The sequence below is a fragment of the Magnetococcales bacterium genome (assembly GCA_015232395.1).
Taxonomy (GTDB): Bacteria; Pseudomonadota; Magnetococcia; order Magnetococcales; family JADFZT01; genus JADFZT01.
Genome location: JADFZT010000006.1, coordinates 1 through 25,720, shown reverse-complemented (window position 1 = coordinate 25,720; position 25,720 = coordinate 1). Strand labels below are relative to the sequence as shown.

Here is a 25,720-nt window from a genome sequence, read left to right as displayed (position 1 = left end):
GGCTTTACCATCGCGACGCGGAATATCGCGACGGATGGCACCAAGCTCGACACCATTGAGACCAGCGCCAAGGATGATCAGACCGGCGCTGAAATCAAAGCCCTCTATGAAGCGGAAGCCAACGCCTTCACCGATAGCGACAAGACCAAGCTGACCGGTATCGAGGCTTCTGCGGATGTCACCGATGCCACCAATGTCGCCGCTGCCGGGGCGGTGATGGATGGTGATTTTTCCGCCAATGGCCAGATGGAGCGCACCGGGGCCGGGGCTTACACCACGATTCTCAACAAACGCGACGCGACGGGTGCCCCCGGGGTCAACGATGATTCGGGTTCGGGTTTTAGCATCGGCTCCACCTGGATCAATGTCACCGCTGACAAGGCCTATATCTGCCTGGATGCCACTTCTACGAGTGCCGTTTGGACCGAATTGACCCAAGCCAGTGGTCTGGGCAATGTTGTAGAAGACACCACCCCGCAGCTGGGGGGAGATCTGGATGCCAATGGCAACGACATCAACATGGCTGACGGCCTCATCTCTCGACCGGTGTTCAAGGATTATGGGGAGACGGTCAACGCCATCGGCTCTATCGGTGGTGGCACCCAGGACATCGACCTCACCCTGGGCAACGTGGTGACTGGCACCGTGGATACTTCGGCCACCACCTTCACTTTTTCCAACTCACCCACCAGTGGTGTCGCCGGCAGCTTTACCCTGATTCTCACAAATGGGCAGTCGCAAGGCAGTCTCACCTGGCCTGGCTCGGTGAAATGGCCTGGTGGCAACCAGCCGACTTTAACCGCTGCTGGAGTGGACATCCTTGTCTTTACCACCGTGGATGGGGGAACTACCTGGCACGGTATGGCCGGTTCCACCGACTCCAAGTAAGGTGGCTTATATCATGTTGACCCAACGGATTATAATGTCATCGGGGGGGGAGCCATGGCTTTTGGCTGTGGCGCACTCCAACACCCCTTACGTCACCCTTTACGACACCGGGGATTGGCACAAGCTGGACGATCCAGCCACCTTGCCCGCCAATACCGGATATGATGTAGCGTTCAATCCAGACAGATCACGGCTCGCAGTGGCTCACTATTCATCCCCCTATGTCGCCCTTTACGATACCGGGGATTGGAGCAAGATCGGCAATCCCACCACCTTGCCTACCGGTACGGCCCATGGGGTTGCCTTCAGCCCGGATGGCTCTCTGCTGGTGGTGTGTCATGAGTCTTCTCCCTACCTGACCATCTACAACACCTCCGATTGGTCCAAGGTATCCGATCCGGAAACTTTGCCAGGGGGGATCGGGGTGGGGCCGTCGTTCAGTCTCGATGGCTCTCTGCTCGCCATCGCCCACTATTCTTCACCTTTTATCACCATCTACAACACCTCGGATTGGTCCAAGGTGGCGGATCCTCCGACGCTACCGGCCAGCTCTGGGAGGAGTTCCGCATTCAGTCCCGATGGTACGCAGCTCGCCGTGGCCCATCTGTCATCCCCTTATCTCACTATCTATAACACTTCCGACTGGAGCAAAATCAGCAATCCGGCCTCTCTGCCCAGTTCCACCGGATATGGGGTGGCATTTAGCCCAGATGGCACATTGTTGGCGGTGGCACACAACAATTCACCTTATGTCACCATCTACAACACCTCGGACTGGAGCAAGGTGGCCAATCCATCCACACTGCCAACAGGAAATGGGCGTGGGGTGACGTTCAGCAAGGATGGGGCACGGCTTTCGGTCATTCATGACAACACCCCTTATATTACCAACTACGATACTTCCAGCTGGAGTAAACTGGCCAACCCTTCGACCTTGCCGACAGGTAACGGTCAAGGTGTGGCGTGAGTAATGGATAGAGGAGAGCATTATGTTGTATAAACGAATGATCATGGTGACTGTGGCGCAGGATGAAGACTGGGATATCGCCAATGCAGCATACGCTTCCAAGCAGCTGTCTACTGCTTCACAAGACGCTGATATTTCAGGTCTTTTTCTGGGAGATGACGGCACTAAAGGCTATGTAACCGGTAAAACGAATGACAAAGTGTTTCAATACACTCTTTCAACGCCATGGGACATCTCAACGGCTTCCTATGCTTCCAAATCACTGAGCGTTTCCTCGCAGGATAGCTCCCCAAGGAACCTCTTTTTTAAACCGGATGGTTCCGTGATGTATCTGAGTGGAGGCAGTAGCAGGAAAGTGTATCAGTATTCCTTGTCCACGCCGTGGGATGTTTCAACTGCTTCCTATGCTTCAAAATTCAAAGATCTCAGCACGGAAGGTGGGGGGCTTCTTCCTGGAATATTCATCAAATCAGATGGAATCAAGATGTATTTGGTCGGTGTTCTTGGAGATGCCGTTTTTCAGTACACCCTGTCCACGCCATGGGATGTTTCCAGCGCTTCCTATGACTCACAATCATTCAGTGTCATATCTCAAGATACGATTATGGAAGGATTGTTCTTTAGTCCGTCAGGGGCAAAGATGTTTTGCTCAGGGAGGGACAGCGACAAAGTGTACCAGTACACGTTGGAAACGCCATGGGATATCTCAACGGCTTCCTATGATTCCGTATCGGTGTCAGTTTTATCACAGGATGATTATTCTGTTGGCCTCACATTTCGACCGGATGGTTCCTCTTTCTACATTGTGGGGTCGCAATCGAAAAAAATTCATCAATATACGACATAGTGTTGCCGAAAAAATCGCCTCAAACTTTATAGGGAGCAGGGGGGAAGGTTTTCCCTGCTCCCTATAAAGATCAACCCACATCCAGATCCTTCAAGTGTTTTTCCAGATCAGCCCGCTGCTTGTCCAGGCGTTCCCGTAACTGCTGGATCTTTTCCTGGGCGGCTTCGATGGCATCTTCCCGGTCATCCAGTTTTTTGACCATGCGGGTGTGAAACTTGGAGCCCGCCCGCACCGCCCGCATGTTGGCGTGGATGCGCTCCTGCTCCCGTTTTAGTTCGTTGATGAGCTGTTCGTTTTCCGCCACTCCCCGCCGGGTCTCCTCCAGGGCCTGTTTGCGTTTGATCACCTGCTGCAATGCCCGGCGAATGGGGCGGGAGATGGCGTCGTTGCCCAGATGCACCGAAAGCCCACCCACATCCCCATGGAGCAGGGTGATCCGCTGATATTGAATCCGCTCGGCACGCACCTGGAAGGGGGTGGTTTTTCCCGGGGGGGCGGTCAGTTCAAAGCGGTGCCACTGGGGAGTGGATTCCAGAGGGGCCGGGGTGTCGTGGGTCAATGTCCAGCCACCTCGCAGGGGGTGCTCAATGATAAGCTGTTTTTCCTCTTCGGCGCTGTTTTCAAATTGATATTGTCGCACCGATACCAGCTTGCGGGTGAGGGTCAACACCCCCTTGACCACTTTGCCGGAGGTGACCGTGCTGTCGGACTGGTCGGTGGGGGGCAGTACCTTCACCTCCAGATCCACTGCATGGCTGACCAGTCGTGTCTCCCCCGGGGGCAGGCTGGTCAGTTGGGCATCCCCACCATAAAGCCCCCCATCAAACAGCGTGACCGGACCCGGAGGCAGGTGCAGGCCGGTGGTGTTTTCCAGCAGCACGCCGTTCATGGGGTGTGTCACCAGATTTTGCTGATTGTAGATACTCACCTTTCGGCTTTTGATCGTATCAGCCACGATGGGAATCATGGCGGCTCGCCGCCGGGGCAGAGAGACCCCCTCCACCGAAAATTGAAACAGCTCACCCGCCTCCTGGGCTTGGGCCGCAGCGGCGATACCGGTGGGATTGAGAGTGCCTTCCTCCCAGTCTGCCTCCCCCAAGGCATCCGCATCCATCATCTCCATGGGTGCAGGGGGGGCCATGGCCATCATCGGTCCCGAGCGACCATAGCTTTTGGCGGTTTTGGCACTCTCCTTCATCCCCCGATATGCCCGGGATCCCCCCACCCCCCCTTCATATTTTTGTGGTTGCAGGGCCATGGGGCGCTGGGGTTCGATGCGGGGACGGCTGGCGTAGAGGGGTTCGTAGAGATCCTGGATGAAGGAAACCGGTTGCCCGCTCACCAACGACAGGCGAATGTTTTCCCAATCGTTGTCGGTCTGATTTTCGACGATGGCCCACCCCTGAATCCGGGTGGCCTCTCCGGCTTTTTCCGGCAAAATCAAACGATAGCTGTTTTTCCACACCGGGGTTTCCACCACATAACCCACCCGCACCCGATGGTCGCCGGAGCCGGGAAAACGAATGGAGACCGGTTTTTTATCTTTTCCCCGCCCCTGATCCAGCGCTTTCAAGGCTTTGTCCAGTTCGTCCTTGAGGACCGGATCCTGAATTTCCAGGGCCTGGATTTCCTTTAATGGAAGAGCGCGCAGGGCTTGGCCGGTAGAGAGGTTGACCACCCAGTCAGAGACCGGCTTGCCACTCTCATCCACTGCCATAGGGCGCATTTCAGCCCCCAGCAGATGGCCTGAGATACGCTCGTCGTGAGAGACCGCCACCACTTGTGCTCCCCGCAGCTGCCCCAAAATTTGGGCGAGAGTGGGGTGATTGTTGAGGTTGACCTGAAACCCTCCCAGGGTTTTGGCCAGGGGGTCCCGGGAAGGGTAGACCACAAATCCGGGTTGACCGCCATCCAGATTTTCCAACACCAGGGATTTCAACACATCGTTGATCTGGGCGCTTTTGAAGGGGAGCTTGATCACATCTCCCCCAGCCACCTGACCGGCATGCTGAAAAAATCCGACGCCGCTGGCAAAGAGCGCCACAGAGCGAACCGGCAGGGCGCTCACAGGATCCCGTTTGGCCAGAGCGTGGGGGGCTGGGAGAGCCACCAAAATCATCAGCAGACCCGCTGAAACATATCGTTTGATCACCGCCTTGCTCCTCGTCAATGTTCTGGTGACAGATGGATTTGGATACTGGCTGGTTTATGGCTGGTGTTCAGCCGCCATGCACACCTGGTTGCGGCCAGCCGCCTTGGCTTCATAGAGGGCTTTGTCCGCTCCCTTGAGGAAGGTATCGGGATTTTCCCCTTCGGTGAAGGGGTAGACTGCGATTCCAATGGAGATGGTCACCTGCAAACCCTCCACCGTCATCGCTTCAATGCCTTTGCGCAGGCGCTCTCCGGCGAGCCCGGCACCATAATAGTTGGTGTTGGGGAGCAGGATGCAAAACTCTTCCCCACCATAACGGCAAGGGGCGTCCATCTCCCGACAAAGGGTTTTCATCTCCCGGGCGATGGCGCTCAGCACCTTGTCTCCCATGGCGTGGCCGTGGGTGTCGTTAAATTTTTTAAAATGGTCCACATCAAAGAGCATCAGGGTCAAAGGCTGGGCATAGCGTTTGGCTCGGCCCAACTCCTCCTGGAGCAGCTCATCCATGCGTCGACGGTTGAAAAGGCCGGTGAGTCCGTCGGTGTTGGAGAGTTGACGCAGTTCGGTCTCCAGACGTTTTTCTTCGGTGACATCCCGAATCAGGGCCGCCGAACCGATTTTTTCTCCCCCTCGGGTATAGATGGTGTTGGCGTGAATGTTGAGCACCCGGCTGTTGAAAACCTGGATATCCGGCATCCCGGTGCCAGCCCGCTCCAGATAGGTTTTGAGATAGGAGGGGTCGTCCAGAAGGTTGAAAAATCCTTCCTCGGAAATCTGGACGGCGGTTTTGCCCAGCAGTCGTTCGGTGGAGGGGTTGACCAGGACCACCTCGTCGTTCTGGTCGGTGACCACGATCCCCTCCCGGGCACTCAAAATGATGGTGGTGAGCTTATCTCCCTCGGATTTGAGGCCGGAGTGGGTTTTTTTGAGTTGTTCGGCCAGGTTGTTAAAGCAGTTGGCCATTTCTACCAGTTCAAAACAGCCCTTGGCCGGGGCTTTTTGGTCCAGGTTGCCGTCAGCCATGGCGGTGATGACCCGGATCATGCGGGTGATGGGGGTGGTGACCTGCCGGTGAAACAGGAAAAAGAGCAGGGGGATGATCGCTACGGTGAGAATCAGGAGAACCACCGCCACCCCCAGAATGCCCATCTCAAAATTGGCCATATCCCGCCGGCCAGCTTCGATTTCGATGTCACGGACATGGTGGGTGACCATCTTCACCAGACTATCCAGCGCTTCGGTGGGGGCTCGGTCCATGCCCTGGACCATCTGGTCTGCCACCCGATAGGCGTTTTGGGGGGTGGCCAGGAACTGCTCCATGGCGGATCGATAGCGAATGCTCAACTGTTGATGGGTTGTGCGGCTTTTTTCAAGCTCTTCAAAGGCCTCCCGGCTCATCTCCAGCTTTTTGAAAAGGGGGCTCAACAGGTTGAGATAATCCCGGACCAGGGTTTCCTGATGGAAAAATTTTTCCTGATAGTTGCGATATTGCTCGGGGTCATGGCCCCGGATAAGCATGTTTTTCCACTCCTGGACCTGTTTTTTGAAGTGGACCTGGGCCAGCCGGGTGGTATCCACCACATGGGTACCCAGGTTGAGGCGCTCCCGGTCCATGTGGGCTGCAACCTGGGCATCTCGAAGGGTCATCAGCCCTTTGAGCCCGGCGATGGTCACACCGAGCAGAAGAACGCCGGGGATCACGAGGATCAGGAAGGTGATGGTGGGTTTGGGAAAAGCGATTTTTTTGAACATCTCTTCTATTTAAGATTCGACGGGGTGTAGAGAAAAAATCAATCAGAAGATATGGATCGGATGATGCCTCGATTTAGAACAGAAAGCGCCCACTATAGCCCGTTTTATTATTGGATTCCGCCTGTTTTTTGCGATTTTGCGTACTTTGCCCGGAGGGTAGATGATCCGGTGGTCGCCAGGGAGAGGGCCTTTAGATATTTTTCCGGATAGCCTGCACCCCGTTCCAGGCGGCATCCACTTGGGGAATGGGGCCTTGCAGATGCAGGGTGAGAGCACCGGCACACTCCGCCAAACCGCCCGCTGCCACCGGTGTGGCGGTGACCCCGAAAAGAGTTTTGAATGCGGTCACTTCGGTAACCACCGTGGCCGTTCCTGCCGGGATGGGCATGATCCCCACCGGCGTGCCCATCACCCGCTCCACCCGGCCCTGACCCAAAAGCCCGCCGGTAGCCGGAATGGAGGGGATCATTTTTTCCAGGGAAACCGGCACGATCAGCTCGCCTCCCCGGGCATGGAGGAGGGGGAGCGCCAACCCGATGGAGCCCCCCAATGGCGAACCCAAGAGAATGGCGGTGTGGCCGTTATGGTCGATGGCGTTGGCCCCTTTGATGTAGATGTCGCCGGCCTCAAATTTTTCCAGCAGAGGTCCGGGCCAGCCCCGGGAGAGTCGGCCACGCTCCAGCAGATAGGGGCCTGGCCCGCGCCCCTCAGGGGGTGTTTCTCCCAACGCACCCCCTTGAATCCAACCCATGGCAAAGGCAGCCACACCGGGATCCTCTTTCAGCAGGTGGCGGACGACATGCCGATTGGTGGCTCCTCCAACGATCACCATGCGCCCGCGACCTGCTGCCCGAATCACCTGGGGCAGGTGCGCCACCGCCTGACCGATGAGTGATCGGCACTCTTCGGCTCTCAGCACGACCAGGGCTGTGGTGGTTTTTGTCTCCATGGGGTGGGGGTCTCTTTTTTTACAAGGGGGCAGGGGGATTGGTTTGCGTGGAGTGGTCGGCTTTTCCTCCGCAACCACTCCCGGGACTCTCCACCTGGGAGCCGTCACCCAGCCACTTTTTCAGAGTGGCTTCCAGATGGGCCAACTCCAGGGGTTTGGTGAGATAGTCATCCATGCCCGCCGCCAAACATTTTTCCCGATCTCCGGAGAGAACATGGGCGGTGAGGGCGATGATGGGGGTTCGTTGGCTGTCAGGCTTTTTGGACTCATTCTGCCTGAAGGTTTGGCTGGCGGTATAGCCATCCATATGGGGCATCTGACAATCCATAAAAACCATGTCGTAGCTTTTTTCCGACAGCCGGTTCAAGGCTATCTGGCCATCTTCAGCCATATCTACCGTCAAGCCGAAATGCTGAAACATTTTGCTGACGACGGTTCGGTTGATCATGTCATCCTCCACCAGAAGTATCCGGGTGGAGGCCGGAGCCAGAAAGGGTTCGGCCAGATCTTTTTTTTCGGCAGCAACGGTGGGAAGGATATCCTCTTCAATCACTTCCAGGGGAATGGTCACCGTAAAGGTGCTTCCCAGACCGGGTTGACTCTCCACCTGAATGGTTCCCTGCATCAATTCCAATAATTGTTGGGTAATGGTGAGTCCCAGTCCGGTACCGCCATATTGCCGGGTGGTGGAGTTGTCGGCCTGGGTGAAGGCTTCGAAGAGGGTGTCGATGTGGGCTGGATCCATGCCGATACCGCTATCCTTGACCTGGAAATCGAGCAGGAACCGATCCCCCTCCTGTTGGCCGTTTACCTGGAGCCCGACGGAGCCATGGGAGGTAAATTTCAGGGCATTGTTGACCAGGTTGGTCAAAATCTGGGTCAGACGGTGGGAATCCCCCCGCACCACCGCTGGGAGTTTGGTTGAAAGAAAGAGGTCGAAGGAGAGCCCCTTTTGTCGGGCCAGAATGGCAAAAAGGCTGCCTTTTTCCCGGAACAGTGCCCCCGGGTCGAAGGGAGCTTGATCCAGCGTCATCTTGCCCGCTTCGATTTTGGAGAGATCGAGAATATCGTTGAGGATGTTCAGGAGGGTTTTTCCGGAAGAGCGGATGGTTTTGAGTTGGCTCTGTTGATGATGGGTCAACTCGTCGGACATCAGGAGCAGATCGGCCATGCCCAGGATACCGTTCATGGGGGTGCGGATTTCGTGGCTCATGTTAGCCAGAAAGGCGCTTTTGGCTTGGTTGGCCACCACGGCGGCATCTTTGGCCTGTTGCAAAATTTTTTCCGCCTGATGCCGCTCTTCGAGTTGGGTCTCGAATCGCCGCAATATCTGCCAGGAGAGGGCCATACCGATCAAAATCGAAATACCGACAACCACATAGGTGACAGCGAGTGTGTGTTGCTTGGTTTTTTGGGCTTCATTAAAGAAGGTGTCGGCCTTGGATTTGGCAAACTGTAAAAAGGCCTCCATGGTGTCATCCAGATAATCCACATAGCGGGCTCCCAAGCCTTTGGTGATGGCAGCGGCCTGGTCGCGTTTCCCGGCTTTCATCAGGTCGATCACCTCGTCCCGGATCGTTTTCCAGTTGGAAAAAGCCTTTTCCGCTTCCAACACCTGCTGCTTGTCTCCCAGGAAACGCTCGTGGATAATCTGGAAATCCTGGTAAATGGAGGTTTCATACCGCTCCACCTGGTTCACCGCAGCCTCCAGATCATTGAGATTTTGGGAGAGGGTGACATCCTTCATGGAGCGGTGCATTCGGGCGATGTTGCCTTCGATTTTCAGGGCAGTCGTAGAGACCGAAAAGGGGTGGTGGTAGAGCTTTGCCGTGAGGTTGGAGAGTTCCTGCATGTTGTTGATGAGGAACACGCCCAATGATAAGAAGAGTCCGAAGAGCAGCACAAATCCCCGGATGGTGTGGTGGGTCGAGATATATTTGCTTAATAGATGAAGCATGATATCGACTTAATACCCCTCTCTTCGGTTGGCCGGTGATGCCAGTCGGGTCAAAATGGACCGTATTCCCTGGCATGGGATGGGGCTGACAGCCGTTCCGATTGAATAATCTTAGGTTCTCATAAAGAGAAACGATGGTCAATCCTGCTGCCGTTGCGTGATGGAACGGTCATGAAAAATAGTGGCTGTTTACTGAATTGGATGGTTGTGGTTGGTGGGAGTTTCCTGGTGGGGGGAGATCGGGGTCGGATTTGGGGAGGGGGAGGGAAGGGGATATATCGATGATAAACAATCCCTTGGAGCCGGGTTATCTCACCCTGTTGGCGGCTGGTGCGTTGGCCTCCCGGGTTGAGGCTGCCAAGGCCTTGCTGGCTGATTGTCGTCTCTGTGCCCGGGTGTGTGGGGTGGATCGGTTTCACGCCACCCGGGGGGCGGTGTGTCAAACCGGGGTGGTTCCCGTGGTGGCGAGCTACAATGCCCATTTTGGCGAGGAGGATCCCCTGCGGGGGAGAGGGGGATCGGGGACCATTTTTTTTTCTCACTGTAACCTGCGCTGCGTTTTTTGCCAAAACTGGGAGCTGAGTTGGCAGGGGGAGGGGGCACCCATGCCCCCGGAGCGGCTGGCCAAAGTGATGCTGCTATTGCAATCCCGGGGGTGCCACAACATCAATCTGGTAAGCCCCACCCATGTGCTTCCCGCCATCCTGGAAGCGGTATGGCTGGCTGCTCGGGAGGGGTTGCGCCTGCCTCTGGTCTACAACACCGGGGGCTACGACAGCCTGGAGAGCCTGGCTCTGCTGGATGGAGTGGTGGATATCTACATGCCGGACATGAAATATGGGGATCCCCATCTGGCCCGGCGTTTTTCCAGAGTGCGGGATTATCCCCGGATCAATCAGATAGCGGTTCGGGAGATGCATCGGCAGGTGGGGGATTTGACCCTTGATGACAGGGGGGTGGCTACCCGGGGGCTGCTGGTACGCCATCTGGTGTTGCCGGGGGGGGTGGCCGGGAGTCGGGAGGTGCTTGATTTTCTGGCCCGGGAAATTTCCCTCGACACCTACCTCAATATCATGGATCAATATCGACCCCTATTTCGTGCCGGTCGCTTTCCACCCCTGGACCGGGGAGAGGTTTCCGGGGAATATCGGCAGGCTTTGGCTTATGCCGGGGCGTTGGGGTTCACACGTCTGGATCAACCCAAAACCGGCTGGGGGCTTTTTTCCCGGTAGGGGGGGCTGACTGGGCCGGGCCGGATTTTGCTGTGTTGGGGAATGGTTTTATTGGCCTTTGGCGCTTGGATTTTGGCCTTTGGCGCTTGGGGATTTTGGTCTTTGGCACGGATGGAAAGGTGAACCATGCGTATATCGGGAGGTTCCTGGCGGGGCCGCTCTCTGGTTTCGCCCTCCGATCAGCGGGTGCGGCCCACTTCCGAGCGGATTCGCCAGGTCTTGTTCAACATGTTGGGAGAGCAATTACATCACGCCCGGGTGCTGGACCTTTTTGCCGGGACCGGGGCGTTGGGACTTGAAGGGTTGAGCCGGGGGGCGGGATGGGCCACCTTTGTGGACAATCATCCAGCCTCTCTGAAGCTGTTGCAAACCAATATAGAGCGCTGCCAGGCTCAGGAGTGGGTCCGGGTGGTGAAGGGGTCGGTGTTGTCGCCAGGAACCTTTGCGCGTCTGAGCCAGGGGTTGGCGGCCTCTGATAAAGGATCGATCTCCGCTGAAGAAACATTGGCCACGGGGGCTGGTCCTCCATTTGATCTCATTTTTCTCGACCCCCCCTATGGCCGGAATTTGGTGGAAGGGGCTTTGGTGGCCTTGGCCCGGGCGGGGGAAAAGCTTTTGGCCGGGGAAGCCCTGGCGATCTCTCCCCACGAGGTGGAAATGACACCACCCCGGGGGATCGATGGCTGGCATTTTCATCAAACCCGAACCCACGGCAGTACATCACTCACCTTTTGGCGCTGGGGCAGGCCGGAAGCGGGACGCGACCAGGAGGAGCAGAACGATTCATGAAAAAAACCGCTGTCTATCCCGGAACCTTCGATCCGGTCACTTTGGGGCACCTGGATGTCATCGCCCGGGGGGCGCGTCTGTTTGATCGTCTGCTGGTGGCGGTGGCAGACAATACCGGCAAAAACACCCTCTTTACCGCCGACGAGCGGATCGCCTTCCTGGAGGAGAGCGTGGCTGGCATTCCCGGGGTGGAGGTGTGCCGGATGAGAGGGTTGCTGGTCAAATTTGTCGATGAAATCGGCGCCTGTGCGGTGTTGCGCGGTTTGCGGGCGGTCTCTGATTTTGAGTATGAATTCCAGATGGCTGCGATGAATCGCAAACTCAACAGCAAGGTGGAGACGGTCTTTTTGATGTCCGGGGAGTCCACCACCTTTATCTCCTCCCGCCTGGTCAAGGAGATCGCCTCCATGGGGGGGGATGTGCAACCCTTCGTGCCTGTCGGTCTCCCCGAGGCCCTGCGGGAGCGCATGGGGGTGGCCGAACCGTGAGCCGGGGCCTCTACATCAAGACCTTTGGCTGTCAGATGAACAGCTATGACTCCACCCGCATGGCGGATCTTTTGGCTGAGAGCGGGGGGTATGCCCTGGTAGAGGATCCTCTGGCTGCAGACCTGATTATTTTCAACACCTGCCACATTCGGGAAAAGGCGGAGGAAAAGCTTTTTTCGGAGCTGGGGCGTTACCGTAAGCTGACCGCCGGGCGCAATCCGATTTTTGCGGTGGGGGGGGTTTCCGGGGGGCGGCGGGGGGGGGGGGGTTTGGGGGGGGGGGGGGGGGGGGGGGGGGGGGGGGGGGGGAGACGGTGATTCGTCGCGCCCCTTATGTGGATCTGGTGTTTGGTCCCCAAAACTATCACCGTCTGCCCAAACTTCTGAAAAATTTGGAAAAGGGGGAGGGGTGTCGTGCCAAGGAGAGGGGCAACCGCTCCCGGCCCAAGAGAGAAACGGCCTTGCAGGTGGTCGAGGCAGAGGGTGTCAGCGATGATTCCAAATTTGACAACCTTCCCGCACCCAGCCATTCAGGCCCCATCGCTTCGGTCACCATCCAGGAGGGGTGTGATCGTTTTTGTACCTTTTGTGTGGTGCCCCACACCCGGGGTCGGGAGTGGAGCCGCCCGGTAGAGGATATCCTCCAGGAGGTGACCGAATGGGTCGCCGGTGGCGCTCTGGAGATTCAGCTGTTGGGTCAAAACGTCAACGCCTATGCCGGGCGGGATGGTGAGGGGGTGGTGCACGATCTGGCCCTCTTGATCCGTCGGGTGGCGTTGCTGGAAGGGGTGGAGCGGATTCGTTTTATCACCTCCCATCCGGCGGATATGAACGACGACCTGGCGGCCCTCTTCGGTGAGCTGCCCGAGTTGTCTCCTTATCTGCATCTGCCGGTACAGAGCGGTTCGGAAAAAATATTGGCCGCCATGGAGCGGGGCCATACGGTGGCGGAGTATCTCTCCTGGATCGAGCGGGTGCGTCAATTTCGACCGGATGTGGCGGTGGCGTCCGATTTTATTGTCGGTTTTCCCGGAGAGAGCGAAGCCGATTTTCAGGCCACCCTTGATCTGGTCGAAGCGGTCCAATTTGACCACGCCTACTCCTTCTGCTACTCCTCCCGGCCTGGTACAGTCGCGGCTGAAATGGGCGATCAAATCCCCCGGGAGGTCGCTCAGGAGCGTCTGGCGCGTCTGCAAAATGTATTGAATGCCCAACAGCTTGCTGGCAATCAATCCCGGGTGGGGCAGGTGGTGTCGGTTTTGGTGGAGGGGCCTGGCTCCCGGGGGGATGGCGAGTGGACGGGCCGGGCTGCCGATTTTCGCAAAGTCCATTTCAGCCACCCCCGGGATCCCACCGGGCGCATTCTGAATGTGGAAATTATCGAAGGATTTGCCCACTCTCTTCGGGGTAGATGTGTATAATTTCTTTTTGATTTCACTGTTTCTCCGATATAACCGATGAGATAATTCTGCCGGATCTTTCCCAAGGGGTGAGATCTTTAGGTGGTTTTGAAACCTTCTTTGGGTGTGGTATCGAGTGTTGGCGGATGGTCAATCCCCTCAATGAGCTGGTCACCTTTGCGGACAACCGACTGGCGGTAAGCCTGTTTGGTGAGTTCGACCGGCATCTGAAGCTGATCGAAAAAAGGCTGGCGGTCTCCCTGCATCCGGTGGGGAATGCCGTGGTGATCAGCGCCCCCCATGGCGAAACCATCCAAAAAACCCGTCAGCTGCTGGAAAGCCTCTATGAAACCCTGGAGCAGGGGCGGGGGGTGGATCGGGAGCGGGTGGAGGCGGGTTTGCAGGCCCTGCTGGAAGGGGGGGAGGTGGGGGATGTCTATGCCGAAGAGCTGGTGCTGGAGACCCCCCGGCGTGCCATTCACCCCCGCAACACCCGCCAAACCGCCTTTATCGAGGCGATGACCCAGACCGATTTGACCCTGGCGGTGGGACCGGCGGGAACGGGCAAGACCTACCTGGCGGTGGCGGTGGCGGTGGTCGGATTTTTGGAGGGGAGAGTCGCTCGCATCGTGTTGACCCGACCGGCGGTGGAGGCGGGGGAGCGGCTGGGATTTTTGCCCGGGGATCTCAACGCCAAGGTGGATCCCTATCTGCGACCCCTCTATGACGCCTTAAACGACATGCTGGGCTTTGAAAAGGTGGAGCGGATGTTGGGTCGCAACGCTTTGGAAATCGCCCCCTTGGCCTATATGCGGGGCCGCACCCTGAACAACGCCTTCATCATCCTCGACGAAGCCCAAAACACCACATTGGCTCAGATGAAAATGTTTCTCACCCGTCTTGGGGAGGGCTCCCGGGCGGTGGTTGCCGGGGATGTGACCCAGGTGGACCTTCCCCGGGGGCAGGCTTCGGGATTGGTGCAGGCTTTGGAGATTTTGGCGGGTGTCGAAGGGGTCAGCCTCTGCCGGTTTGGAGAGCGGGATGTGGTGCGTCATCCCCTGGTACAGCGGATTGTCCGGGCCTATGAACAGCACGACGCCCGCCAGGCCGGGGATTCCGCTGGTGGGCTTTCACCCGGGAAGGTGACAGCCCCTCAAGGCAACGGCCACTCTGGTGGCAAAGGGCTGACCAGTCGCCATCCAGGAGGCTCCCAGACCAGCGGTCAGCCCCAGGATGATCCAGGGCGCAACGTCTCTTCCGGTGGGGGCCAACCATGAAATCCCCCAGGGGTTCTGGCACGATTGAGGAGTGGGACAGACCGGCAGGAGGGCTTCGGCATCTCAAAGCGGAGCGTGGCAAGGGCAGCGCTCGGCTCTCTTGGCTCGGGGATGGGGTGGTCTATCTGGTGCTGGTGGCCCTGCTGACCTTGATCTATGCCCCGGTTGCCATGCGTTCTTCGGATGTTCTGGAAATCGGCGACATCGCCTCCCGGGATATCAAGGCTTCCCGGGATCTCCTCATCGAAGATCATCAAACCACTCTCAAACGTCGAAAGCAGGCAGCCCAGGAGGTCTCCCCGGTCTATGACTGGGATCCCGGCATGTTGGAGCCCATCTTGCGCCAGTTGAAGGATGTGGTCACCTGGCTGGAAAGCATTCGCACCTCCCCGGGGAAATCCCCACCGGAAGTTATCCACGATACCCTTACCATGCGCACCGAGGCGGAGGTGTCGGTGCGGGTGTTGGAGGCGCTCCTCGTTGAGGAGGATTATCCCAGGCTGGTGAAGTCCATCGAAGGGTGGCTCCTGGCCCACAGCAACCAGCGGGTGGTGAGTGGTCCGGAAGTACTCAAGGATCTCAGGCGGGGGGAATATATTGTCCACTCCCTGGCCGATGGCAGTGAGGAGCGGATGACGGGTGCTTCCCAGGTGATCGATCTGGGGGACATGCGCCGCCTGCTGGCCGAAAGCGCTGCGGGGCGCCTTTCCGGGATGCAGCTCCTGCTGCGGGAGTGGCTGCTGAGCGAGGTGCAAGCCCAACTTCGGCCCAATCTGGTGCTGAATCTGACCGAAACCAGCCGACGCTCCAAGGCCGCCTATGATGCCGTAGAGCCGGTTTTTTTCCAGGTTCGGCGAGGGCAGATGGTGGTGCGTGAAGGGGCGGTGGTCACTGGGGCGATGCAGCAGAAGCTGGAAGCCTTGAATCGCAGTCACTGGTCCGATACCACCTTTTTCCGCACCACTGGGCTGGCGATGGTGCTGCTGCTGTTTTTGTGGCTGGCCCGGCGTTTTTTGCTGGTCACCTCCATCGCTTTTCCCCGGGATCGCAAAACCAGCTATATCCTGGGGACCATCCTGCTGGTGGTGGCTCTGCTTTCGGCCATCACTTTTGCCGTGGGCCAGGGATTGGCGGAGCTTTTTCAATGGCCGGTGGGTCTGGTGGTCTATCTGCCCCATCCGGCGTTGGGTTCGGCGTTGGCATCGCTGACGGTAGGGGCCAGGGTAGCCCTGCCGGGGGGCGCTCTGATCATCGGTACGCTGCTCTCCTTTTTGACCGCTCTGGTGGCCAACGGTGGCCTGCCCCTCTTTATCTATCATCTGGTGGGCTCCCTGGTGGGGGGCTACAGCCTGCGCACCTGCCGCCATCGTTTTGATGTGTTGCGGGCCGGGGTCTGGATTGGCTTGGTGCAGATGATGACGGTGCCGGTGGTGGAGCTGTTGGCGGGCCACCTTCCCTCCTGGAACTGGACGTTGGGGGTGGGGATGGCCTTTTGCAGCGGTCTTTTGGCGGGGCTTTGGGGGCTTGCGCTGATTCCCTTGCTGGAGAGCATGTTCGACATTACCACCGACTCCCGACTGCTGGAGCTGGCCAGCGGTGATCACATTCTTTTAAAGCAACTTTCTCTGCGTACCCCCGGCACCTATCACCATTCGGTGATGATGGGTAACCTGGCGGAGGCGGCGGCGGAAAATATCGGCGCCAATCCACTCCTCGCCCGGGTGATGGCGCTTTATCACGATATCGGCAAGTTTACCAAGCCCCACTATTTTGTCGAAAACCAGTCCGGGGAAAATCGCCACGATCAGCTGGTGCCCTCCATGAGCAAGCAGGTGATCATGGCCCACGTCAAGGATGGGGTGGAGCTGGCCCGGCGCTATAAGCTGGGGGAGCCTATCATTGAGGCGATCACCACCCACCATGGCACCAGCCTGCTGCAATATTTTTATAATAAGGCCCTGCCCATGGCCACCAGCAAAGGGGGGACGGTACTGGAGGCGGATTATCGCTATCCCGGCCCTATCCCCCGGAGTCGGGAAGCGGGTATCCTGATGCTGGCGGATTCGGTGGAGGCTGCCGCCCGCACCCTGAAAAGCCCTTCTCCCTCCCAGATCGAAGCCCTGGTTCGGCGTATCGTCACCAGCCGCATTGCCGATGGCCAGCTGGACGACTGTCGATTGACCTTGCGGGAAGTGGCTGGCATCGAAGAAGCTTTTATCCGGGTTTTGACTCTGGGTTTTTACCACCACCGGATCGAATATCCCGACCAAATCAAACAAAACCGGGCGAGCAAACGCAGTGGCACAAACGGTGTGGATAAATCACGTCTCACCCCTCTGGCCAAAAGTTGACGAAGGGGTGGAAGAGGCCGTTCGAGCGGTTCTTCAGGCCCATCTGGCCGAAGATCCCCGCTTGGCTTACGCCGAGGTGGGGGTGCGCCTGGCCGATGATGCCCAGGTGGCGGCCTATAATCGGCAATATCGCCACCGGGATGCTCCGACCAACGTTCTCTCCTTTGCCATGACCGATGACGATCATGGGGGGCAAGAGCGGGATATGGATGATTGGTCCTGTTTCGATCTCAATGAAATTGGTCGGGATCTGGGTGAGGATGACCCTGAACTGGGTGAGGCGCCTGAGTTGGATGAAGCGGGCTCAGAGCCAGGTCATGACCCGGAGGCAGATGAATCGCCCCTCATGTTGGGCGATCTGATCATGGCTTACGAGACCATCGCCGCCGAGGCCCACGATCAGGGTAAAAGTTTCGACGATCATCTCACCCACCTGGTGGTCCACGGTACGCTTCATCTTTTGGGCTACGACCACGAACTCTCCCCCGCTGAGATGGCCCGTCAGGAAGCCAGGGAGATCGATATTCTGACGCAACTCGGAGTGGCCGATCCCTATGTCTGAGGCTCCCGGCGCTCTAAAGGCTGATCCCTCGGCCAAGATTTCTGCCGATTCTTCTGCTGATCCCTCTGCTGATCCCCCTGTTGACGACAAAGACGAAACCGCCGCCAGCCAAAAAGCGATGGGGTTTGCTCTTCCCGCCTGGTTTCTGGGCTATACCGATTCCCGCTACTCTCCCTGGCTGGCTTTTGTCCTGGGGCTGCTCTCGGTACGGGGGTTGCCCCCTTACGGGGATGTTTGGGTCTTGATTGTGGCGTTTGCGGTTTTTTTCCGCCTGCTCCACGGGGTGCGCTGGTGGCGGGGAGTCTGGTATGGCTTTCTGTTTGGTCTGGGCCACTTTTGGTTCGGTTTTTCCTGGCTGATCACCTCTCTCCACGACCACGGTGGCCTCAACATGCCTGTTGCCCAGGGGATGTTGCTGGGGCTGGCTGGGGCCATGGCTGTTTATACCGCGCTTTTTGGGGGGCTGTTTCCCCTTTTTACCCAGCGCCCCTGGTTTTCGGGTTTGGCAGCCCCTTCCCTGTGGGCGGCGCTGGAATGGTTGCGGGGTATCGTCTTGACCGGGTTTCCCTGGAATCCCACCGGCATCGCCTGGGATGGCTGGCTGGGGATGATCCAGGTGGCGGATCTGGGGGGGGTCTATCTCTTGTCGTGGCTCGCTCTTTTTCCGGCAGGGGTGGTGGCGGCGCTGTGGCGGCAGGGGGTTTCCCGGCGGGAGCTGGGGGTTGGGCTCGGGGGTGTCGTGCTCATTGTGGCTGTGGCGGCTTTTTATGGTCACTATCGCCTGGAGGATCTGGCGCGCCGGGAAGCGGAAAACGTCTGGACCAAACCGATGCAGATGGCTCTGGTACAGGGCAACATTCCCCAAAAACGCAAGTGGGATCCAAGCTTTCAGGATGAAACCCTGTCGGTCTATCTGGATCTCAGTCGTTCGATTCCGGTGGCGGTGGATCTGGTGGTGTGGCCGGAGACGGCAGTCCCTCTGTTTTTGCAGGCCTCGTTGGAGGAGTTGAAGCAGATCGGTCAGTTGAGCCATGAGTTGGGGGCCTCGATTTTGACCGGCGCTCCCATGGCTGATCGGAATGAAGCCGGGGGGTGGCGGTTTTATAATTCCATGGTGCTCATCGACGAAGAAATGAGCCTGGGGCGCCGCTATGACAAACACCATCTGGTGCCTTTCGGAGAGTTTATTCCCTTCCGGGAATGGGTGCCGGATACCTTTAAAAAATTTACCGAGGGGACCGAAGATTTCAGCCGGGGGCCTGGTTCCGTGCCGCTGTCGTGGGGGGAGGGGGGCGAGATCGGTGCGTTGGTCTGTTATGAGGCGATCTTTCCGGAGGAGGTGCGTCAGCTGGCTTTGAACGGCGCGCGCTGGTTGGTCAATGTCACCAACGACGCTTGGTTTGGGGAGCTGGCCAAGCATCAGCATCTGGCCATGGCCCGCCTGAGAGCCGTGGAAAACCGCCTACCCCTGATTCGGGTAGCCAACACCGGTATTTCCGCCGCCTTCGATCAGATGGGGCGGGAGCTGGTCCGTATCCCGGCCAATCAGCGTGATGTGGTGGTGGTGACAGTTCCCAGGGGGGTGGAGGAGAGCTTTTTTCGTCGCAGCGGCTCCAGCTGGATCGGGGTGTGGCTGGGGCTGTGTGTGGCGCTCCTGGTGATGGGCCGCTTGCGTTGGTTGGGGGGTGGCCGGGCCTGATCTGTTCTGCACCCGTCTTGTTTACGTTGGTTTTCCTGCAGTCAAAATCCAGACATTTTTCCCTTCATTCCCCTGGCCCGGGGCACTTTTCATCGGATCATTTCCCCTTAAGCAAACCGGAATAAAGAATCGGACACCTTTTTTCCTGCCCCTCATTCCCTTTTTTTGTGATCGTCATTCCCGCGCAAGCGGGAATCCAGAAGTCACCCCCTGTAGATGTTTCAAATCCATCCTTATTCTTGACAATATTTCGAACGTTTTCAAACAGTTGCTTGTTTTTTTCGCCTGTTTCATCTTTCTGGATGCCCGCTTTCGTGGGAAGGCCGTATCCGGGGAGATGCGGGTCATTTTCAATTGGACTCACGATAAATTCCCCTTTTCGTGGGAATGATGCATCTGGTGGTTGGGCTGTTTTTGGATGGAACAGCCATAAATGAATGCTATTGGAATGAAACTTGCAAAATTTGCCAAAATGAAGTCTGCCACTATTCGTCCCGAAACGCCCTTCCAGATCAAGAGTGAGATCTTTGTCGGGTGTTTTTTTTGGAAGAGGGCTTTCCCTTGGGAGAGCGTTTGACGGATATAGCAATTTGAATCAAGAATTGGATTTATGCCGTTGCACTTTTACCGTCATTCCCGCGAATGCGGGAATCCAGGGGGTCTGGCGCGAACCTTTTCAAATCTTGCATCACTTTCAGCAAAACGCCGGCCTTTCTTGAAGATTTGGTTTTTCCTTGAGGGCAATCATCAACTCCCTGGATCCCCGCCTTCGCGGGGATGACGAGTCAGGGAAGAGTGTCCAATTTTGAGATAGAACTGCTATACCATCGATCAGCTTTTATTCTGCCAGAGCCAACCGGGTGGATTTGATATGAGCGCCATGAAACTGAACCGAAAGATTGAGGAGCGGGAGCACCGCCACCTGGAGACCGACTGCAAGGAGTGCGGGAAGTCCATGGTGGTGAAGTTTCCCCGTTTTGTGACCTATTGGCGGTTCAACTGTCCCCACTGTGCCATGCAGTTTTCCATCGAAATCATCGGTGGGCGCAAATGTCTGGTTTTCGAAAACAAGGGCCGCCGGGTGATCGAGCGGGTCAGCTTTGCCAATGGCCGCAACCGTTTTTATCGGGCCAAATGTTACGCCTGTGGTGAAAAGACCATTGTCCCGGATCAGGAGCTGGGCCAGGTCAAGTCATGCCTGAAATGCGGCTTTGATTATCAGCTCAGAGCCGAAGATGAAGTGCGCTATGAGACCACCATTATCCACAACGGCAAACCCGCCATTTATCGGGAGCAGACCCAGGAGCTGACCGGTTATATCATCAACAAGAACAACGCGTTGTTTTTGGATGATGATGTCCGGGGGGTGCCTGCCAATGATCTGTTGGAGGCGATTGGCGGCTTGGAAAAAGAGGTGGAAACCCTCAAAAAAAGCGATCAATCCCGTCAGGCGGAGGTGTTGCGGGTTCAGACCGAAAAAGAGGATCTGATCCGCAAGCTGGCTTTCAAGGATCACGCCTCTTCAGGCCAGGCGAGTCAGGAGAAGGCCTTCAAAGCGCGGGTTCGCCAGCTGGAGGCAAAATTTGAACAGCGGCTCAAGGGCATGGAGGCGGATAAAACAGACCTGGCCCGGCGTCTCAGGGAAGAGCGGGAAGAGAACGCCAAACTGCGTCGCAGCCAGAGCCAGGCCAAGGAAATCGCCGCCCGTAACAAAGCGTTGATCGACCGCAATCAGGAGTTGGTCAGCCGCAACAAGGAGCTGACCGACCGCAACAAAAGCCAGGCAGATCGCAATCGGCAGTTGGAAGAGCGTATCGAGCGCCTGGGCAAGGATCAGGAGAGCCGGGAGCTGAATTGGCAGCGGGAGCGCACGGAGGCCAAGTCGCTTTTGGAGCGCAGCCGCCAATCAGAGCGGGAGTTGACGGGTAGCCTGGATCTCACCCGGGAGCGTTCTTCAGAGCTTTTTGCCCGCAACCGGGAGCTGGCTGGCAAGCTTCAGCGGATGGAATCGGATCGGGATCAACTCACCAGCGAGCTTCAAGATGAGCGCCAACAGAGCGGCAAACTGAGCGGAGCCCAACAAAAAGTCTCGGAGCTGATCAACCGCAATCAGGCGCTTTCGGGCCGGATACAACGGCTGGAGAGTCAGCAGGAGCGCCTGGAGAGTCAAAAGGAACGCCTGGAAAGTCAAAAGGAGCGTTTGGATAAACGGCTCCGGGAAGAGCGGGAGATTAACGGTCGCCTGGTGCGCACCCAGTCCGATTTTTCCGGCATCTCCATGAAAAACCAGGAACTTGTCAATCGCCTCCACCAGCTGGAGCTGGAAAAGGGGCGTTTGGAAACCAAGCTCAAGGAGCAGCTGGAGAGCTTCAGCAAGCTGGAAAAACGGGCTGAAGCCGCCACCACCCTGGCCCAACACAACCGCCTGTTGAAGGAGCGTACCCAACAGCTGGAGGGGGAAAAACATCGCCAAAGCGCCCGCATCCTTGAGTTGCAGGAGCAGGGTCGTGCCTTGGAAAAACGTCTGGCGGATTCAGGCAAGGAACTCCCCAAGGAGCGTAAGCTCAAGGAGCGCAACAAGCGTTTGGAAAGCGACAACAAGCGACTGGAAAAACTGTTTAAAGATCAAAAAGAGGCGGTTTTGCGTCTCAACAAAAAGATGGACAAGGCGGCCGGTCTCGTCACCATCAACGGCGACCTCAGGCGCAAAGTGGAGCAGCTGGAGGTTAAAAACAGGGATCTCTCCGGTCGCCTGGAGGAGCAGACCAAACTGATCGGTCGCATTCGCCGCCTGGAGATGGAGCTGGAGCAGCTTCACAATGAGGAGCCCGTCTCTGCCAGCCCCACCGAAAGCCCGGTCGGCGGTGAAACCTACCACGACGACTGGTATTGCAACGAAGGGGAGGAGGGGTGTATCTCCACCCGCACCGAACTGGGCTTTGCCCGGCGCACCCTGGGGCTCAAGGGGGATCCCACCCCGGCCCGGATCAAACAGGCCCTGCGGCGCAGGATCAAGATGTATCATCCTGATCGGGTGAACGGTCTCGGCATGGATCTTCGGGAGCTGGCTCACAAAAAAACCATGGAGATCAACCAGGCCTATGCGGTGTTGATCAAGCGCTACGCCAGAGCCCGCTAGAGGCTTGCCAATAAACCCGTCGGATGGTGGCAATAGATCGTTTTGAGCGACGATTGTTTGCGGCTGTATCAGGGGGTTGTTTTTCTTGGGATGATGGTAGAGAATCATTGATCCTCCTTGTGCCATGCAGGGGTTCCGGTATGGTAATGGCCGATCCCCACATGGTCGAATCCGCTTTTATCCCTAGCCCTCTGTTTCTGGAGTGATTCAAGGGGGGGCGGTTTGACGGCCTCCAGGGGGGATGGCGTGAACCTGCCAGGGTTTGATCTGACCTGACAATACTTTTAAAGAGCGGATCACTGCCCCAAGGCGGGATCTGTTTCCCTTATTTGGCGAATAGACCGATGTCCCACAACCCCGTTGAGGACCGACACCGCAACACCCTCTATTTAGTGGTGGCCCTCTCCATGATCTTCATGACCCTGGTGTTGGCCATCCAGCCGCTGTTTTTGCGCCAGGTGCTGGGGTTGGGGCGGGACAATGCCGGTTTCGTCAACGCCAACATTCAAGTTCTCACCGAAATTGTCGATCTGATCTTTGTGGGCTATCTGGGCTATCTTTCCGACCGGTTTGGTCGCATTCCCCTGATGGCGGCTGGTTTCATGGTGGCTGGGGTGACGGCCCTCCTGGCTCCTTTCAGCGCTGAAATCGGTTTGGCCCTGGGTGTCAGTGGTCTGGGGGTCTTTTATGCCTCCCGGGCGATCATTTCCCTGGGAACGACAGCCGTTTGGCCCCAGGTAGCCACCCTCACCGGGGACTATACCGACCTTGAAAGCCGCCCGAGGCTGCTGGCCAAGGTGGGTTTCATGATGGCTTTTGGTGCCACCCTGGTCTATGCGGTGTTGATGCAGCTGCCCAAGCATGCCGGGGTGATTCTGGTGATGCTGTTGCCAGCGGGGATTGCCTTTATCGGGGCTTGGCTGGTACGCCATTTTTTGGTGGAGGTGGCACCGAAATATAAGGAAGGTCAGTTTCCCTTCCGGCGGGTGGTTGATCTGCTGAAGCGGGAAAAGGGGCTTCGGCTGAGCTTTTTGGCGGCTTTTTCCTCCCGCAACGACATGGTGATCATCGGTCTGTTTTTGATGACCTGGTTTGTCTATTTTTCCGATCTGGTGCCTGATATAAGCCATGCCCAGGCGGCCTCCCGGGCGGGATTGGTGATCGGTTTTATCGGCTTGGTGGTGTTGGTTTCCATTCCGATCTGGGGGCGGATCATTGCCGACCTGGGCCGGGTGCCTGCCATCACTCTGGGGATGTGTCTGTCGGGTTCCGGCTTTGCGGCCATGGGCTTGGTGTTCAACCCTTTCAGCTGGTGGACCTTTGTTCCGGCCTTTCTGGTGGGGCTGGGTCAGGCGGGGTGTCTGCTGGCTCCCCAAACCCTGACATTGGATTTGGCTCCAGAGGAAATTCGTGGCTCGGTGATGGGGGCTTTCAATACGGTTGGCTGTATTGGGATTATCTTCTTCTTGCAGACCGGCGGCTTCCTGTTTGACTGGATCAGCCCGACGGCACCGTTTCTGTTCACCGGTATTGCCAATTTTGTCATCATGGGCTATGGTCTTTGGATTTTGAAAAGTTTGCGACAATCTGCTCCGGCGGTGTCAGAATTGGAAGATTCAATCTGATTTTCAAGGGATTGCCTTGGTTTGGCCAGAAGGGTGTGGTTGATTTCGCTCTTTGGTTTGTTGGTAAGGCACTCTTATTGCAGATAGATACGGCTGGATCTGATCGGACAGGGATCAAACAGGCATTTTTTTCCCAGGTGAGGGGATATCAGCCCTCTCCAAAGCAAAGGTTTAAGTCAGGGAGAGCAGCATGGCGAACATTATTTTTGGCTTGGTGACCATTGCCATGGGATTGTGGGGGCTCTCGGTATGGTGGTGGTCCGTGGCTGAGGTGTTACGGGGCATTTTGCCTGTTTTAGCGATTCTTTTCGGACTGGTGGCCCTGGGAGCGGGTGTCACCAAGGTTCGTGAAGGGGGATCCGTCGCCTCAGCTGTTGGCGATGAAGATCTTATGGGGCAGGCCGGACAGGCGGACGAGTAGGGTACGCAAGTGATGCAGGGCGAGCTCTTTTGCGGAAAAGACGTTCACAAATACCTCTACCTGGTGGCGGTGCTTTCGGTGCTGTCGCTGGTGGCGAGCTATTGGTATTTGGAATATTACGAGCCGGAGATGGAAGCCAAAAAGGCGGCCATGGCGGCGATGAATGCCCCTGTCCAACCGGCGACCAAACCACAACCCGGGGTCAAGCCAGGGGTCCAGCCTGGTGGCCAAACCGCTACGCCCCAAGTGATCCCGGCGGCTGCCCAGATGCCCATGGGTATCAATGGCGTCAACGGAGATATGGGCCGCAGTCCTTTTTCAGTGGTTTCTGCGGTGCTGATGCCCAGCGTGGTCAATGTCAGTGCCACCAGCCAAGCCCAAAGTCAGGTTGGTCCGCCCAAGAGTGGGCTACCGGGACTGCGTTTTGCCAATCCCCGCAGCGGCATGTCTCTGGAGTCCATTGGCTCCGGCGTGATTGTCACCCGGGACGGTCATGTGCTGACCAACTTCCATGTGGTGGAGGCGGCCAAGCACGTTTTTGTGACTGTTTTCAACGAACAGGGCACCATGCGGCTGCCAGCGGAGGTGCTTCGTCTGGATGAAAGCCGGGATCTGGCCCTGTTGAAGATTCAAACGGATGTCACCCTCACCCCCGCTCCCTTGGGTCGTGGCCAGCCTCTGCACGTGGGGGATTCGGTCGTTGCCATCGGTTCACCTTTTGGTTTGGACCAAACGGTCAGCAAGGGCATTATTTCGGGCAAGCGTAAGGCGGTCAACATCGGTGGGATTCTCCACAAGGGGTTGCTCCAGACCGATGCTGCCATCAACCGGGGTAACTCTGGTGGGCCGTTGGCCAATATCAACGGCTATGTCATCGGCGTCAACACCGCGATTTATACCACCACCAGCGCTTTTTCCGGGGTGGGTTTTGCGGTGCCCATCGACAGCGCCATTGAGTTTATGGAAGAGGCTATTCGGTTGCCTCAGGTGCATCCCAATGCCAGCCGGGTGATTGGGCAGGTGGTTCCGGGAGGTCGTCCCATTGCTGCCCGTCCGCCACCACCGATCACTGCTGATGCTGCTCTGCCCCACGAAGATCGGGGGCCGTGCGCCAACTGTCATGACGTATTGCCTGCCGGTGCCACCATCCCCATCGCTGCGCGTCCTCCACCGCCCATTGCTGCCAATGCGGCATTGCCTCATGAAGATCGGGGGCCGTGTGAGAG

Annotated in this window: 19 protein-coding genes and 1 pseudogene; 15 read left to right on the top strand and 5 right to left on the bottom strand. The window is 57.4% G+C overall.

From position 1 onward, the window contains the following. Window positions 1-609 precede the first annotated feature (609 nt). From HQL52_03140 to HQL52_03130, 3 genes are all read left to right on the top strand, one after another. Window positions 610-888: a hypothetical protein gene (locus tag HQL52_03140; GenBank protein ID MBF0368430.1), complete on the top strand. Its 279-nt coding sequence runs from the start codon at window positions 610-612 to the stop codon at window positions 886-888. Between the two features lie 61 nt (window positions 889-949). Then, window positions 950-1,855 (top strand): WD40 repeat domain-containing protein, encoded by a 906-nt coding sequence (locus tag HQL52_03135; GenBank protein MBF0368429.1) that lies wholly within the window; start codon window positions 950-952, stop codon window positions 1,853-1,855. Between the two features lie 22 nt (window positions 1,856-1,877). Then, window positions 1,878-2,702, top strand: a complete 825-nt coding sequence (locus HQL52_03130; GenBank protein ID MBF0368428.1) for a hypothetical protein — start codon at window positions 1,878-1,880, stop codon at window positions 2,700-2,702. Window positions 2,703-2,772: 70 nt separating this feature from the next. Here the strand turns inward: HQL52_03130 and HQL52_03125 are convergent, their stop codons facing one another. From HQL52_03125 to HQL52_03110, 4 genes are all read right to left on the bottom strand, one after another. Beyond that, complete coding sequence (locus HQL52_03125; GenBank protein ID MBF0368427.1) at window positions 2,773-4,854, bottom strand: hypothetical protein; 2,082 nt, start codon at window positions 4,852-4,854, stop codon at window positions 2,773-2,775. A gap of 54 nt (window positions 4,855-4,908) precedes the next feature. Beyond that, window positions 4,909-6,606: a diguanylate cyclase gene (locus HQL52_03120; protein MBF0368426.1), complete on the bottom strand. Its 1,698-nt coding sequence runs from the start codon at window positions 6,604-6,606 to the stop codon at window positions 4,909-4,911. Window positions 6,607-6,796: 190 nt separating this feature from the next. Further along, complete coding sequence (locus HQL52_03115) at window positions 6,797-7,555, bottom strand: hypothetical protein (GenBank protein ID MBF0368425.1); 759 nt, start codon at window positions 7,553-7,555, stop codon at window positions 6,797-6,799. Between the two features lie 19 nt (window positions 7,556-7,574). After that, a complete protein-coding gene (locus tag HQL52_03110; protein ID MBF0368424.1) occupies window positions 7,575-9,512 on the bottom strand; it encodes a response regulator in 1,938 nt (645 codons plus the stop codon). A gap of 281 nt (window positions 9,513-9,793) precedes the next feature. Between HQL52_03110 and HQL52_03105 the strand changes: the two genes are divergently transcribed. The 8 genes and pseudogenes from HQL52_03105 to lnt all read left to right on the top strand — a co-directional run bounded on the left by HQL52_03105 (window position 9,794) and on the right by lnt (window position 19,309). After that, complete coding sequence (locus HQL52_03105) at window positions 9,794-10,744, top strand: radical SAM protein (GenBank protein MBF0368423.1); 951 nt, start codon at window positions 9,794-9,796, stop codon at window positions 10,742-10,744. Between the two features lie 126 nt (window positions 10,745-10,870). After that, entirely contained in the window at window positions 10,871-11,533 is a 663-nt protein-coding gene (rsmD, locus tag HQL52_03100; GenBank protein ID MBF0368422.1) for a 16S rRNA (guanine(966)-N(2))-methyltransferase RsmD, read from the top strand. Further along, window positions 11,530-12,021: a pantetheine-phosphate adenylyltransferase gene (gene coaD / locus HQL52_03095; GenBank protein MBF0368421.1), complete on the top strand. Its 492-nt coding sequence runs from the start codon at window positions 11,530-11,532 to the stop codon at window positions 12,019-12,021. The genes rsmD and coaD overlap by 4 nt, the downstream gene beginning before the upstream one ends. 35 nt (window positions 12,022-12,056) lie before the next feature. Next, a pseudogene (miaB, locus tag HQL52_03090) lies at window positions 12,057-13,441 on the top strand (tRNA (N6-isopentenyl adenosine(37)-C2)-methylthiotransferase MiaB). Between the two features lie 125 nt (window positions 13,442-13,566). Then, complete coding sequence (locus tag HQL52_03085) at window positions 13,567-14,697, top strand: PhoH family protein (protein MBF0368420.1); 1,131 nt, start codon at window positions 13,567-13,569, stop codon at window positions 14,695-14,697. After that, the gene (locus tag HQL52_03080; protein ID MBF0368419.1) at window positions 14,694-17,048 is read left to right on the top strand and encodes an HDIG domain-containing protein; all 2,355 of its coding nucleotides are present in this window, start codon (window positions 14,694-14,696) and stop codon (window positions 17,046-17,048) included. Before HQL52_03085 ends, HQL52_03080 begins: the two co-directional genes overlap by 4 nt. A gap of 7 nt (window positions 17,049-17,055) precedes the next feature. Further along, window positions 17,056-17,610: an rRNA maturation RNase YbeY gene (gene ybeY, locus HQL52_03075; protein ID MBF0368418.1), complete on the top strand. Its 555-nt coding sequence runs from the start codon at window positions 17,056-17,058 to the stop codon at window positions 17,608-17,610. Beyond that, the gene (lnt, locus tag HQL52_03070) at window positions 17,603-19,309 is read left to right on the top strand and encodes an apolipoprotein N-acyltransferase (protein ID MBF0368417.1); all 1,707 of its coding nucleotides are present in this window, start codon (window positions 17,603-17,605) and stop codon (window positions 19,307-19,309) included. The genes ybeY and lnt overlap by 8 nt, the downstream gene beginning before the upstream one ends. 97 nt (window positions 19,310-19,406) lie before the next feature. On the opposite strand, the gene HQL52_03065 is transcribed toward lnt, so the two are convergent. Next, window positions 19,407-19,673 carry a hypothetical protein gene (locus HQL52_03065; protein ID MBF0368416.1) on the bottom strand — a complete coding sequence of 89 codons (267 nt, stop codon included), beginning with the start codon at window positions 19,671-19,673 and terminating at the stop codon, window positions 19,407-19,409. A gap of 507 nt (window positions 19,674-20,180) precedes the next feature. On the opposite strand from HQL52_03065, the gene HQL52_03060 reads away from it, so the two are divergent. From HQL52_03060 to HQL52_03045, 4 genes are all read left to right on the top strand, one after another. Continuing rightward, entirely contained in the window at window positions 20,181-22,448 is a 2,268-nt protein-coding gene (locus tag HQL52_03060) for a DnaJ domain-containing protein (GenBank protein ID MBF0368415.1), read from the top strand. Between the two features lie 344 nt (window positions 22,449-22,792). Further along, window positions 22,793-24,073 (top strand): MFS transporter, encoded by a 1,281-nt coding sequence (locus tag HQL52_03055; protein MBF0368414.1) that lies wholly within the window; start codon window positions 22,793-22,795, stop codon window positions 24,071-24,073. A 190-nt stretch (window positions 24,074-24,263) separates the two neighbouring features. After that, entirely contained in the window at window positions 24,264-24,494 is a 231-nt protein-coding gene (locus HQL52_03050) for a hypothetical protein (protein ID MBF0368413.1), read from the top strand. 9 nt (window positions 24,495-24,503) lie between these two features. Then, on the top strand, window positions 24,504-25,720 hold a 1,217-nt coding region (locus HQL52_03045; protein MBF0368412.1), incomplete at its 3' end, for a trypsin-like peptidase domain-containing protein.

Coding starts and splice junctions, on each gene's coding strand:
- lnt (MBF0368417.1), top strand. CDS start 17,603: ATGTCTGAGGCTCCCGGCGCTCTAAAGGCTGATCCCTCGGCCAAGATT.
- HQL52_03085 (MBF0368420.1), top strand. CDS start 13,567: ATGGTCAATCCCCTCAATGAGCTGGTCACCTTTGCGGACAACCGACTG.
- HQL52_03080 (MBF0368419.1), top strand. CDS start 14,694: ATGAAATCCCCCAGGGGTTCTGGCACGATTGAGGAGTGGGACAGACCG.
- rsmD (MBF0368422.1), top strand. CDS start 10,871: ATGCGTATATCGGGAGGTTCCTGGCGGGGCCGCTCTCTGGTTTCGCCC.
- HQL52_03120 (MBF0368426.1), bottom strand. CDS start 6,606: ATGTTCAAAAAAATCGCTTTTCCCAAACCCACCATCACCTTCCTGATC.
- HQL52_03060 (MBF0368415.1), top strand. CDS start 20,181: ATGAGCGCCATGAAACTGAACCGAAAGATTGAGGAGCGGGAGCACCGC.
- HQL52_03130 (MBF0368428.1), top strand. CDS start 1,878: ATGTTGTATAAACGAATGATCATGGTGACTGTGGCGCAGGATGAAGAC.
- HQL52_03115 (MBF0368425.1), bottom strand. CDS start 7,555: ATGGAGACAAAAACCACCACAGCCCTGGTCGTGCTGAGAGCCGAAGAG.
- HQL52_03110 (MBF0368424.1), bottom strand. CDS start 9,512: ATGCTTCATCTATTAAGCAAATATATCTCGACCCACCACACCATCCGG.
- HQL52_03055 (MBF0368414.1), top strand. CDS start 22,793: ATGTCCCACAACCCCGTTGAGGACCGACACCGCAACACCCTCTATTTA.
- coaD (MBF0368421.1), top strand. CDS start 11,530: ATGAAAAAAACCGCTGTCTATCCCGGAACCTTCGATCCGGTCACTTTG.
- HQL52_03050 (MBF0368413.1), top strand. CDS start 24,264: ATGGCGAACATTATTTTTGGCTTGGTGACCATTGCCATGGGATTGTGG.
- HQL52_03105 (MBF0368423.1), top strand. CDS start 9,794: ATGATAAACAATCCCTTGGAGCCGGGTTATCTCACCCTGTTGGCGGCT.